General features: G+C 31.5%; 4 protein-coding genes. 3 read left to right on the top strand and 1 reads right to left on the bottom strand.

Annotated features, from left to right (window positions below):
• Positions 1–59: 59 nt before the first annotated feature.
• Positions 60–3,008, bottom strand: coding sequence for a hypothetical protein (locus BGO27_02020; GenBank protein ID OJV15266.1), 2,949 nt, complete (start codon positions 3,006–3,008; stop codon positions 60–62).
• A gap of 551 nt (positions 3,009–3,559) precedes the next feature.
• Between BGO27_02020 and BGO27_02025 the strand changes: the two genes are divergently transcribed.
• From BGO27_02025 to BGO27_02035, 3 genes are read left to right on the top strand one after another with little or no spacing between them, the layout of a single operon-like run.
• Entirely contained in the window at positions 3,560–4,174 is a 615-nt protein-coding gene (locus BGO27_02025; GenBank protein ID OJV15267.1) for a hypothetical protein, read from the top strand.
• Complete coding sequence (locus tag BGO27_02030) at positions 4,147–11,058, top strand: hypothetical protein (GenBank protein ID OJV15268.1); 6,912 nt, start codon at positions 4,147–4,149, stop codon at positions 11,056–11,058. Before BGO27_02025 ends, BGO27_02030 begins: the two co-directional genes overlap by 28 nt.
• On the top strand, positions 11,058–14,906 hold the full coding sequence (locus BGO27_02035; GenBank protein OJV15269.1) for a hypothetical protein: 3,849 nt from the start codon (positions 11,058–11,060) through the stop codon (positions 14,904–14,906). The genes BGO27_02030 and BGO27_02035 overlap by 1 nt, the downstream gene beginning before the upstream one ends.
• Positions 14,907–14,989 lie beyond the last annotated feature (83 nt).

The following is a 14,989-nucleotide window of genomic DNA, read 5'->3' on the forward strand; positions in this document are numbered from 1 at the left end:
GACCAAGAAATCATAGATGAGTTTTTGAGCACTTACTTGCCAAAAAAAGAGTAGGAATACTACTTGTTATTTTTACCTAACCAATCATCCCAAGATATCCAACCTTTGTTTTTATAATGTCGACAGGGCTTAAAAGGTATATTATCGGGTTTATATCCTGATTTACAATACTGTAGCCATTGAGTTTTAGTTTGCAAACCCAAAGCTCTAACGAATTTACGAGCTTCTTCAAATGATAAATATACCTTCAAAAATGAAGCTACAGTATATGTTCCGAGCCAGTCCCCCCAGTTAACCCAACCTTTATTGCGATAAACATGATCTGGTTTTCTTGGTATATTAGGCGGCACTTGATTAGATTTACAAAACAATCTCCATTCTTGAATTGATTTCAATTTTAAACTTTGAGCAAAGTCTCGAGCTTCTTCAAATGACAAATAAATAATGTTAAAATTAGCTTCTCTGAATGTACCGAGCCAATCTCCCCAAGATATCCACCCTTTATTTTTATAACTATCTTGAGGTTGAGCTGGTATATCATGTGGCTTTAATCCGGATTTACAATAATCTTTCCATTCTTGAACCGTTCTCAGTTTAAGAGAACGTACATAATCTCTAGCATCTTCAAATTTTTGCATTTTTCTTAGCTGATCTGCTATTCTACCAGTACCTAACCAATCACCAGAAGATACCCAGCCTACGCCTTTGTAAGTTCTAGATGGTTTCGCAGGGATATTATTAGGTTTTTTACCACTTTTACAATATAATAACCATTCTTTATGGCTTTTTAAATTTAATGCATGAACTATCTTTCTAGCTTCATTAAAAGGTAAATATTCCATATAAATAGTTGCAATAGAATTAGTACCAAGCCAGTCGCCAGTAGATATCCATCCTACATTTTTATATGCTAAATTCGGATTTTTAGGAATGTTATTAGGCATCAAATCCGTATTAGTAAATCTTTTCCATTCATGCCATGAATTTAATTTCAATCTTCTCGCAAACTCTCGTGCTTGTTCAAAAGGAAGCCATGGGGTTCTTACCCTACTTATGATTTGGTCAAAGAGTGTTTCTTTTAATTTATCTTCATAACCTTCAATAGTTATAAGGTTTTGGATATTTAATATAGGTGATATATTGCTAATTAATCTTTCGCCTTTCCCCACCTTGATTTTTGTTATTTCGTCAAATATACGTTCGTCATGCGAAGCAAGCGCTCTGATTATACTGATTAAGTTTGAAAACTGGTTAGACTCAAGAATATCCTCTAAATTATCTTCCTTTTTATGAAAAATAGGAACTACAATATAACCTATCTTTTTATCTTTATGGTTACTTCGTCTCAGTGCTCTACCTGTTGCCTGAACTATATCTATTCTCGAGTTTTTAGGATCACAAAAATACACAATATCAATAGCAGGCACATCTATACCTTCAGTTAAGCACCTTGCATTTGTTATAATTGAGCGATCGTGACTTATAAACTCCTTAAGTAAAATATTACGCTCATTCGTACTCATTGAGCCGTTTATGTGGTATGAGTGTATACTATTATCCATATTTTGATGTCTTGTTACAAAACTTTTGGCTTTTTTTACAGATGAGTGGAATGTTATCGCATGATTTGCGTTATACTTATCCATAAATTTCTTTAATGCATAATTATTGGCAATTTCATCAATCGTATCATCTTCTGTTGTAAAATACCTTTTTTGTATGGCGTCAGATATTTCTTCATCATCTACCCCAATTGCCACAATTTGGTAATCGACCAGTATGTTCTTATCGATAGCTTCCTTAAAGCTCATGCGGTAAAACTCTTTTCCGAATATATCAAGATTACTCATATCGTATAAATAGTTTACAGCATCTGGAGACTTTTCTTTTAAACTAGCGCCCAAAACCCTTGGGGTTGCTGTCATATAAAGACGTTTACTTACTTTTATATTATCATCTGAATGTATCAAGGTATGTTTGGATAACTTACTACCTGATGTTTTGTGTGCTTCATCGCATATTGCTAAATCAAAGTTAAAGTCTAACAATTTGGCGGCTATACATATAGCTTCCAGGCTTTGATATGTAGAGTATATAATAAGGTGACTTTGATTTTTATTTAAGAAGCTTTCAATTTCTTTGGAATCAGTAGTAACTTTACCGCCGATTTCATATATATTCGTGATTAAGGTATCGCTTGATTTATCAATATCTTTCTCGGAGCATACACATAAATATGGTATGTATTCATTTTGATTAGAAGAATATTCATGCTTAACCTGTCTTAGTAAAGCAAGGGATGGCACAAGTACTATTGTTCTTTTTGCACTTAACCTTTCTTTTATCCATAATGATATGAGAGTTTTACCAGTACCGCACGGAAGTATTAACTGACCTCTGTTTGCCGATTCAAACTCACTTGCTACTTTATCAATAATCTCAAGCTGATAATCCCTTGGCTTTTTGACCTCTTGCTGTACCTTCTGACCTTTTAATAATAAACTCATATTATCAAAAGTATGCTCTGATATGTCTAGTAAATCACTAAGCCCAATAAACCTAAGCTTATTTGCTTTCTTACTCAGTGAATGGCTATCAATACCAGATACATTTGAAAAGATAATAAACTTGTCGGCTTTATCACCATCTGCAAATAAATTGGCAAGTTTATCTCTTGTCCATGATATTTTTGAGTCTTGATCTGCTCTAAACTTACACTGAACAACGGTAAGCTCCCCAAGAGAATCTTCTAATATTAAATCTATGCCATGGTCTTTTTTACCTAAGCTTAGTTTAGTTATTATATGCGTGGGAACTTCATTAAAAAGCCATACGCTTTTGTATTCATTTTTGTAGCTTGGGGAAGTTAGAAAATATAGTTTAGCAAACTGTTCAAATAACTTACCTTTATCTTGGTTGTTTTTGTTAAACCATAAGTAAGTATCATTCCAAGATTTAACGTTTTGAATTATGGGGTAAAAATCTCCACCCAGGGTATTATCTGGCATTTTAAGCAACTCCTTGAATTTTAAGAATAAACTATAGAAATCACCATATTGCAAAATATGGCGATCGGGGAGTTCGAAAAACCGCTACTACACGGCCGCGACCTTTTTAGTCGTGAGACCTGGACATAAGGTCGCCTCCCCGACCATAATTCAAGGAAGCGACATCTTTGACGGCAGATGACCACCGGTAGTAGATATAAGGGTTTTCGAAGCCCTAGGATAGCTTACCTATCCATTAAGCGAAAGATAGTCTATGTGTTTTTAATACTCAAGAAGAAATTGGTGACTTTAACATTTACGAAGCAAAATTTATCTCATTTTACTAAAGTTTGGTTAACAAGGTATTAATGACATGCGAATACGTTAATAAATCGTTGGTAAAAAATATTTTCTATATAAATCAATAACTTAATAGCATTTTTTCACTAAGTAGCAAATTAATAATGCAATTATGAGTTGACTGTAATTTTAAACTCATTTATCAATCATAATCTAAACAAAATCATAATAGGATAAATTTAATTTACATTTAATTAAAAAAGGTAAGAAAAATGTCAAGAGACTCATCACTGAACAATAATACAGCTTCACAAACCTCTGAAATAATAAGACGTTGGGCCCCACAAATTGAAGCAGAAATAAATAATAATAACCAACCAGTAAACCAGGGACAAGTTCCAACTAATAATAATTTACAAGCTATACAAAATGCCCAAAGAAACGCTTCACTTGAATTAGATAGAATTAACAGATTATACGAAATGAACAATAAAATTAAAAAACTTCCTCATTTAATACATTTAATTTTAAAACAAAACGTTACAGATTTAGAGATAAAAGAATATGTACAAAGCAATGACTTGATAGAATTTCTACAAAAACCATTTATAAGTTTAAAGATTATTGCAGAAATAATGTATAAAAATAATCCAATTCTAAAGCAAAAATATGAAGAATTTATAAAGAGATCTAACGAGGAAGCGCATAATGATGACTCATTAAGTGCTTCAGATTTACGCTATTTTCATGAACATACTACAATAAATCTGTATTTTGCTTTACTGTTTCTTAAGAACTGTATTTTGCTTTACTGTTTCTTAAGAAAAGTAATATTGCCAATAGCGTATATAATGAACTTTTGCCAAATCAAAATAAAAGTAGCTTAATTTTTGCTGCTAACTTATCTTATCAAAAATATCTATATGATAAATTTTTTAAACCTAATAAGATAGAATTGTTACAAGAAGTAACAGCTGAAATAAAACCTGTTACTTTTAGTAACACAATTTTTTCTCAGCCCTTTGAAGATAATCTTTTGATTGGTGTTTTAAGTGATATTAGCAATATAGTGGAATATAGAGGGGTTTCTGAATCTTTAGAGGCTCAAGGTTACAAACTAGAAAAACTAAAAGAATTACATGATGGTGCTAATAAGACGCATGTAAAGAGAGTGTCTGCTTTACCAGGTTTATTATATCTTGCATTAAGAAATCATAGTCTGCCAGAAATTAAAGAATATATTATTGAAAATAAATTAGAAAAATTTTTACAAATTCCTTTTGTAAATTTACATATGTTAATTGATATGGCATCAGATTTATATGCAAAACCTGATATTAAGAAAAAATTCCAAGAGTTTATCAACCTTTCCAATGCAAATTTATTGAGTAAAGATCAAATTATCACCAACAGTGATAATAAAATACATTATTTTCATAAATATACCTCTGTAAATTTATATATTGCTTTATCTATTTTAAATAAAGAACAACTAGCACATAATTTATATAGCGAATTATTGCCTCAAAAAGATAACAATAATGGTACAATAAGTTTTTCATGTAATTTAGTATACCAAAAATATTTGTATGAAAATTTTCTAATTAAGGAAACAGGCTTTTTTGGCCTTAGACATCATAGTCAAGTAAAGTTTAACGGATCAGAACTGGCATATCCATGTAATGAGCTGCTTATAGTATGTGCATTTGAAAAATTTAAAACTATGAATCTAGAAAAAATCAATTTTATTGAGGCAAGCGGATATAATATTGAAAAATTAAACAGCCTAGTTGTTGAGGATTTTTTTATTAAAATACAGGATCATAGTCTTATTTCAAAAATGATAGAATTATTTGAATTTTCAAAAGATGAAAAAGCAAAAATTACTCAGCTACTACTTAAAGCCTTGAACTTACAATATGATACATTTTGGAAAGAAATTTTAGAAAGGAATAATTTAATTCATGATATTTTATCTCAAAGACTTATAAATGCTAATGATGATGAGCAAAAATATAAGAAGTTAAAGGATAAATATGCAGATAAATTTTATAATTTACCGAAAGAAACAAGTAAGGTCAAATTAGAGATAGGTCAGGATGTATGGTGTGAATTTAAAGCCGGTATGAGTAGTATTCACTCTACAGAATCAATTAAGGAGTTAAAGGCAGTTAAAAATGCAGGGTCATACATTAATGAAGTTAAGTTCAAACTAATATTTACTTCTGATTCAGTTGAATTATATAATATTGCATTAAACTATCATCTTTCTTTGAGAAATTGTAGAGTTATACTTAAAACATTATATCAAATTAATCAAATTTTGCCATCGCCTAACCTAAAGGAAATGATGAGAGCTGTTTATAATCATGTGGATAGATTAAACACTGAAAGAAAGCAAGTCATTGGTCATTTTTCTAAAATGAAAGCTCATAAATTTATTGAAGATATTAAATATAATAAATTGAAACAAGCTAAGAAAACTTCAAAATCTCAAATTGAAAAAACCTGTGCATCTTTACACAATTTAAGTAACTTTCTTGTTAAAGATAATGCTGCAAAAATTATAAGTGCATTCAATCGAAAAGCCAAAAATGATGTTGAGGCGGAAGAATTTTTACCTATTACATTTGATAAAGATATGCTTGAGAACGTTTATGCTGCCGATAATACATGTATCAATGGAACTCAAAATTCCAGTCCAATTAATGCTCAGGAAACTAATTATAATTCAGGTACAAATAACAATAACAAATCAACCGATAATAAAGCAGATAATAACTCTGATAATTTAGCCTCATCTAAAAAGTTTTCAAATAAATTTAAACAATTTTTAATTTTTGAGTTATTAAGCTCTAACTATTCAAATATTAACGAATTCAAGATAAGCGTAGAACATTTGGATTTCTTAAATTATATAGAGAGAAACGGACAAATTCAACGTTATAATTATGATATTAAATCTAGGCAGATAGCGTTAGATTCCACTGAAATTACAGATAAATTGAACAAAAGTCAAATTATGCAAATTGGCTACGTAGATCAAGCTCTAAATCCTCTCAATACTGTGGGCTTTCATAATACTATTATACGTTTAGAAGAAGTGAAAAGCATTATAAAAGTTATTAAGGATTTTTCTATTAAAGCAGAAGGTAGTGCTAGTACTGCCTATACCCAGGGATGGATATGGAATGAAGAAAATATTAAGTATTCGGATGTCGTTAACGTAGCCAAAGGACTAAATAATCATTATTCAAACGTTGCAGAAAAACTATGGAATAAACATGAATTGTATAGTTATGTAGTTCGTTGCGATGAAAATGGCGATAAAATAGATGAAAAAGAAAAAGCTAAAGCTAAATATTCAATTAATCTTGTTGCCATAGCTGCTATTTTCCATAACTATACATTTTTAAATGATTATAGAAGAAAATGTGACTTTAGTAATAGTGCGTATGTACAGTTTGATCAACCTTTAAATGATCTTGAAATGAATATCATGCATTATGCAGCATATTGTGGAAATTTAGACTTAATTAAATCTGTAATTACACCTACTAATATTAATTCAAAAGATATATTTGGTTGGACTCCAATATTTTATGTTTTAGCAAGCGCAAGATCTTCTCAGGAAAAATTAGAAATTTTAAAATATTTGCTTAATGAGAAAAAGTTTAAAATTGCATTTCCTGCAAATAACGAACAGAATGCTGAGCTAAAAAATCCTGAAGGTTTACCATTAAAAGCTAATGTTGACGTTTTTGATATTTTTGGTATATGCCCCCTTGCCATAGCTTCTGCAACTTTAGAGCATAATCAAGCTAGTTCTGAAATTTATGATTTAATTAATAATGCTGTTGAAAATCAACAGGCGTATATGCTCAAACACAAAATTGAAGCTTTTGATACGCTGAGAAATATTGGAACTAATTTACACGCAAATCATTCTGATGTATCAGCAGAAAAAACGAATTTGGGCAAAACAAAGGCATTATTTAAAAATTTTGGTGTATATACTGCCAGAATAGCAGTCTTTACAGCGAGACAAGTTACTAAAACTGCAGCTTATGTTACTGAGAGTGTTACAGATCAATTTACTAGTAATGTTCAGGCAGATCTTTCACATTTTTTAAAAAGCTACGACCATATTTATACTATGTATCATGATAAAGACGCAAAAGAGGTAGACAAATTAAACGCTCTAAAAAATTTAAAAAATAATATGGAAAAGATTCAGAATGCAACACCTTCTGAATTAAGAAAAAGTCGTAAATTTGGTTATATATCTCAAAATTATGCTATAGGTTTTAGACCAATTGCAATAGCTACGAGTATGGGTAATATTGATATTATTAAAAAGCTTGTTTCTGATATAGTAGAAAAAGATGCAAATGGTACAATTATTCAGACAAATCGCAATAAAGGAACGGATCTGTATAATATATTAAAAAGAAATATACATTCGAGTTCTTCTGCTGGTAATGTCTTCGGCGATATGATTTCTCCTCTATATATATCATTTTATAAAAACTTTGTGCAGAGTGTCTTATTTAAGCATAAGGTTCAAATTATGGAGAGTCTTGAAAATGAAAAGAAAAAAGTTGAAGACGACAATATTTTGACTCCGCTACAAAAAACTAATAAGAAAGGCAAGATAGATGTTATAATCGGATTTTTAATGAATATTGCTGAGCAAAATATTTATTCTGAAATCAATACCCACATTTTAAATAGAATTTCAGAAACAAATATGACGCTATCTGACAGAATGTCCTTAATGAATGACATTAACTTAGGTGGTACATCAGCAAGTTCAGCTATTGAAAATGGTGAATTTGGTTGCTCTCTGCTTATGATGGCTTTGTTAAGTGGTAATTTAAACGGGTATACTAATCAGCATAAAAACTTTATCAAAAAATTGCTGGATAATGGCGCAAATATGTTTACACTCTGCCATTTGCCAGAGATTATGGAAGTTTATCTACAGATTATTTATCCTGAAATATATGCAAATTTATTGGAATATAATAAATTTTATAAAGAACTTAATAGAACTAAAGATAATGAAAGAATTAAGATATCTCCATTTATGTTTGCTTCACTATGTCCAAATGCTCAGGTAATTGATATATTGTTAAACCATTTGAAATCTACTCAAGTTAGAGAAAATGATCAGTTTATAGGTCATTGTGTTAGAGATATAAGTATAGGTAGAGGCGATTTTAATAAAATGTTCTTGCCTAAGTTAATTGCTAATACTCAAAGAAGCACGTATCCAAATCTTACTACAGAGCTTCCTCTTCCTATGGAAAATCATAAAGACTGGTTATTTACTCCTAACAATTTGGATATATCAATGAACATAAACCATATGTCATTGATAGCATTATTACAGCCTGAAAATGCTAAAAAAGTTATGTATTCGTTCAGAGAGTTAGTATTTAGCTATATTAATGATCTAAAGGTTAATATTCAATCACGAGATCCTAGAAACAATAAAAATGAGCAGAAGAGAAATAAAGAGGCTCGAAGACATATATTGAAAGCTTTCTTAGTTGATCCAGCTATTATTGCACGTGACTTTGAAACTTTAAAATTTGTATCTTCAAAATATATAGCTAATGGTTTTGTACTTAATTTGAGCAAAATATGCCAAAGAGCCAATGAAATTAAAGGTCTTGCAAGAAATTATGACGGTTTTAAAGGTGAGTTCATTAACAGTGTAATTGTTCCTAATAAGGAAATTATGAATTGTTTTTATTTGAGTTCTGTTGATGCTATCGATGATGAAAAATTACATGAACTCAAAATTAGTTTTGGAAGAGGTGATACTGTAGAACCCACAACTACAATGTTAAACTCTATAAAATATCTAGCTCTAATAGAACCCAATGAACTTGAAGTAAAGGCACTTGAAAATCTTTTAAGAATTAATTCTCAACAATGTATTAATTTACTTGTAGTTCACAGTCAATTTATAGATATTAGTCTTTACGAAAAAATGGCTGAAAGACTTTTAGAAATTGTTTCTAATATTAATCAGCCGGGTGTAAACGATTTTAAAAATATTTTATATATTTTAATGGGCAACATAGAAAGAATTGATGAACAAATCCGAGAAGGAATTATAACTTATAGTGAAATTCATAGTGATATTTTAGACTGTAAAAACGTTATGGATACTAAAGTATACAAAGCATGGTATGAATATATATATTCTAACTTCATCCCTAATACTGCTCAAGAAGCATTAATAATAAATATTAAGGATGAGGAAATATTAGTAACGATTAAAGATAAGCTTGTTGCCAAACATGTTAATCCGCTTCAATACTTGCTTTTAAGAAATAAAGCAGTAAAGGTTAAAAACCTTTTAAGTCAGTTGCAGGTGGATAACCCAGAAAATCAGGCTTCAATTGATAATCAAAGATTAGTTATTAAGGCATTAGCTGAAAGTCAAACAGATGAGCATTATAGTTACAATCCACTTTATATTGCAGCTAGAATAGCTGATGCTGATTTATTTAACTTACTAAGTAAAGATATACCTACTAGTAATTATATGTATCATGAAAATTTATATACAACTATTAAAAGAATAGATGCAAATATGGATATTAAGGAAGACGTTAAAAAACAGTGGACTATTATTCGTAATAAGATGATAGATGCAGTTGTTGAACATAACCAAGATGGCCAAATTAGCACAATCGATAGTAAGATAAAGCGTTTATATAAATATTTATGTAGTCATGCTTCAGTTCATGAAAATACTAATGAAAGAATAAAAAGCTTAGTAAATGCAATACTAATGGTAATATACCAAGGTAATTTTAGCAAAGATGATATTAAGAATATTGTAATGTTTAATATTAGAGATTTTGAATTCTCATTAAATGGCAATAAACGAAGCGATATTAATACAGATGTACTAACTTTATTAAATCAAATGCCTAAGATAGACATACTTTGTGATGGTAGATATATATTCCATGGAGATATTCAGGAAATTAAGCTTATCGATCTTATGATGTTAGTTTGTGACAGTAATATAATTAGACAATATCTTGGTCTAATAAGGCATAACAATACACAAATATTAGATTCAGAAATATTTTCAGGTTATAGTAGTTTAATTAAATTTTTAAGAGACTATGCAACAAAAAGCAATCTTTGTCAAATACCTGAGCATATGCACGAGCTTGATATTAAAATAATAGGAGACGATTTTTCTGAACACAATATTTCATATAGTAAACTTATGATGCTTATTTCGGATCCTACTTTACATAACTTTGATGATAATAAATATTATGCTTTTCATTTAATAAAAGATTTGGCAAAGCGTTTTTCAACTCTTGCTGCTGATAAATTGGCTCCTAATCAAGAAGGCGAAGAACTAGATACTAACGGATTTGTAGGTTTTTGTATGGGTACACATTCATCTTTATCATCGCTTTATAAGAAACCTAAATTTTCTCAATCTAATTTATATAATGCTTCTATTAATAAAAGTTTGCAAAATTATTTCTGCAATGATGTAATGCCGTATATTACTATATTATGGAAAAGTTTTATAAGTAACTATAATGCGAAGTTTAACACTTCTTACTCTGTTGAACTTCCTGAAAAAATTCATGAACAGCTTAAAATGATAAATAGCGAAATGGATAAAGTCAGTAAGAAATATCCATTAGATAAGCTTAAAAATGGTTTTAGATCTCAGGAAGATGGTAAAAATAATAATAATATAAATAAAGGTAAAAAATAATGATGTGGTATGTGTGGATGGTAGTTAAGGTATGTGGTGCGGTAATATGTGCATATTTTGCGTATAAGATATTAGCTGCTGCATATCGCAAGGCGTCACCACGCATCAAGAGATTATTTAACCGAATTAAGCAAAAACTAAAGGGGGATGATAGATCCCCCATCAAACCCAAATATAAAGAAGTAGAGGAAGAAATGAGAGACGTAACAGTAAACCCGGATGAGTTTTACGTATCAACACCTGCAGCTGTTAAAAGTAAGGTAAAGCTCAAGGACAAGAACGAAATATCAGATGAAGAGTTTGCAAGGCAATTAAATGAAAAATATGAAAATGCCCGAATTGATTTTGAAAATACTAAAAGAGAATATGAGGCAATTAATCAAGAACACTTACGCTTAAATGAAAGGCTCAGAAGCAGGATAGCAGAGTTATTGCCACTATACAGGTTAGATGTAGGACAAAGAGAGTGCAAATACTTTGGACAAAAAGAAGAGTATGGACTTGAGGGCGGCATAAGAGGCGTAATGATGAAAAAGGCTGTTGCAAATTTGATCAACCACAATTTATACTATTTAGACCTGAAGAGAGAAGTAAAATTATATTTAAAGGAAGTGCAGATTGCTTTAAGATCTGAAAACATCGAGATTACTAAAGAGCAGCTTAAAGCAATTAAAGATAAGGTATACGCAGCTAAAAATCAGCATTCAATTACCAAAGGCTTTTGGTTTGTGGATATGATGGCAGAGGAAGTTAAAAAAATCCCTGAATGCAGCCAGCATGAAGCAAAAATTGCTCAAATTACAAAATATTACATGCATAATCCATCTGAAGAAGTATTTGAGGGCAGATTAATTGATACTATGGCATTAATCATGTGTGCACCAAGCAAAAGAAAATTATCTCTGTATGATAAGTATGGATTTATACGAATTTTTAATAACTTCAATACTTATGATCCTAAGTATTTCAGGTTATTTGTTGAATGGAGTGCGTTGATGAGTTATCAGCTAGACGAATTTAGGAAGATAGCTGCGGATGCTGAAGCTAGAGGTGAAGAACCTGACTTTGGACCTACGGTAACCAGCTTTCCAGAAGGCGTAACAATTGACTACACCAAAACTTTAGGAGATTTTTATAAAGGTAATCCAATTATTGTAGGTATGCCAGATGTAGATAATTATGATCCAAACGATATTGGTTACCAGTATGCGAAATATAATTTGTTCGCCTTAATGGATATATACGGTAAAGATTTTATTGAGGATACAATTAAACGAAAAATAAGGAATTATGGAGAAAATCTTGATATAGATACTAATCAATATTATTACTACGAAAGACAGGTATTTACCCTTGATGAGTTAAACCCACGGACTCGGATGACAGATCAGTGGAAGTATGAACAGGCTATTGAGCTTGCAGACACTGAGAATATGGCAGATGAGATTAGAGGTCATGAGAAGTTTTTGATTGGCGTGACCACAATATATTACCCAATGCAGAAAAACCGTTTAGAGACTGCGCAGTATATACCTTCCTGGAAAATGCTTAACGACCCTTCAGCAAACGTTCCTTCAAAGTTCCAGTATAAGCTTACCAAGCCTATGAGAGAGTTTTATAAAAAGCTTCCTTTAGATCCTATACGCCGTATGAAAGTGTTAAAGCACGCTGCAATTAAATGGGCAGCTGAGGAATCATTCCCGATACTAATTCAAAAAGGCACGGATTACATCAAAGATATAACCATACTCAATACGGTGTTTGACTGTATGGTACATACAATTAAACTTGCTAAACAAAATAACGCATCTGAAGAAGTACTTCAGGAAATGAGAGATTTATACGCAGAATCTGTACGTGAGTCATTTAGGGTAAGGTTTTTAGTATCATCCACAGTATGTAATATGTACCTAGAGAGACTGGTCGAGATTCCAGGAATCACACCTGATCTTACGCATTTATTATTCGATATAAGCCTTGAGACTAAAGAAGCAGATATGCCATATCCAATCAGTTCTTTAGGGCAGATTGTTGGAACAAATCCGCATGGTATTAAACTGATCTATGACTTTATAACCCAGAGGGGTCATTTTACTGAAGCGCAGATCAACAAGTTTAAAAACAGTAAGTTTTTAGACAAAGCTACCTTCCAGCTTGATAGGTTTGCAGATCTTGGAAGTATTTTTTATAGTCAGGATTTCTTTGGTGTCAATATAGGGCTGCTTGATCCTGACAAAGATACTGACGCAATTTTTGAATATACTCCAAACGGTTATGGTGAAGGTTTAGATATTATCCTGAATAATAAGTTTTTCCCAACGCCTAATATGGATAAAAAACTTTTAAATACTACAATAGGATGGCAGGTATCGTACTTAAAAGATAATTTCCGCATAGGTATGAATGAGGATGTACTAAGGCGAAGTCCATTATATTCACTTACTGAAAGAGATAACTCCTATTTCAACAGTATGGTTTATGGTGGCTTTGCTGCATATTCAAGGCTTAACCTTATGGTATGTTCAGCGATTGCAACTGGTAAACACGAACTGGTTAATAAGCTACTTACGTACGCTGAAGACAAAGATAAGGTAATGGGTCATTTATTCAACCTTGATGCAGTGCTGCTCAGGATTATCCGCCACAAAGACTATTCTATGTATTATAAGTTTATAGGTCATATTCTTACCAATGCTGAAAAAGGCAGATCTACTGTTACTTCTAGCTATATTATGGCAACCATCAGAGAAGGCTTAAACCATGCGATACATTTTGATAATGCAGAAGCAGTGTCGTTTATCCTAAAGTTCATGCATCAGGACAGAGTTAAAAACCTTGCCCTTCAAAGTCTTGTTGCTCATTGTTTTGCAAATACAGTGAGTGAAGGTGGAGAAGTTAGTTTTGCAAGGTTTATAGAGCTTGTCGCAGATGATATAATAAAACGCAACAAGCCTAAAGCTTTATATATGTTACTTGCGGAATATCCTGAATACCACATTAACATTTTACCAAAGCTTAGAGGCAGAATAAGCCCTGAGAACGTGGATCTTCTTAATGCTGTTGCTAAAGCTGAGTCATTATTTGGTTTAAATCAAAAGCAAAGACTTGAGCTACTCCTTAAAGAGCAGTACAAGGATGAAGCAAAAATGCTATTACTATCAAGCAGACTTAATAACGCTGAAGTATTTGACAATTGCTACAGAGTGTTCATGAGCGCTTTAAAAGGCTTTATAGCTGACAGAACAATAGTTGAGACAGCAACTGTGGCTTTACTTAACCGTATGGAAAGTCTGGATCTTACTAAAAATGATGACAAAGTACAGTATAAATATATTGTATCGCTTATCCTTAATTTAAAAGGCACATTCCAGCATATGCCTCTTGCTGTAACAAGTATAAATGCATTACTTGAAACAATGGATAAGAAAATGAAGTCTATGTTTACACGAGAGAAAGTACAGGAAGAAAAGAATGTAGTTACTCAGGCAGCTTCTGCTATATATTCATTTTACGCTACTTTCGCGAAAATTCAGCCTAAAGCAGAGCCTTATGAGGTGCTACTTTCTAAAAACATCACTGATCTTGTGTTAAATGAAGTTGAAGAGTTTGATCTAACCCTATCATTTAACCCACCATCCCAACCCTCCCTCAGAGAAAGAGAGGAACTAAGACGCAACGCCTTGACACATGAAATGGCAGAGGATGTAAATAATCAAATTGCCGCTGTAAATGAACCTTCTAATCTGGAAGTCAGTACACAACAAGTAAATATTCAAAGCCAAACCTCTCTTAGAGAAACCGAAGAGCTAAGACCCTTAACACGTGAAATGGCTCAAAACGTAAACTAACCATTTGTAAGGATCTATTTCATTAAAATAATAATGGAATAGATCCTATTGTGCTGATCTGGGGGCATAATTGGGGGCATCTG

This window comes from Alphaproteobacteria bacterium 33-17 (genome assembly GCA_001897445.1).
In the GTDB taxonomy this organism is placed as follows: domain Bacteria; phylum Pseudomonadota; class Alphaproteobacteria; order Rickettsiales; family 33-17; genus 33-17.

Excerpts from the sequence above, each read along its gene's own strand:
- BGO27_02020 (OJV15266.1), bottom strand. The coding sequence starts at position 3,008 with ATGCCAGATAATACCCTGGGTGGAGATTTTTACCCCATAATTCAAAAC.
- BGO27_02025 (OJV15267.1), top strand. The coding sequence starts at position 3,560 with ATGTCAAGAGACTCATCACTGAACAATAATACAGCTTCACAAACCTCT.
- BGO27_02035 (OJV15269.1), top strand. The coding sequence starts at position 11,058 with ATGATGTGGTATGTGTGGATGGTAGTTAAGGTATGTGGTGCGGTAATA.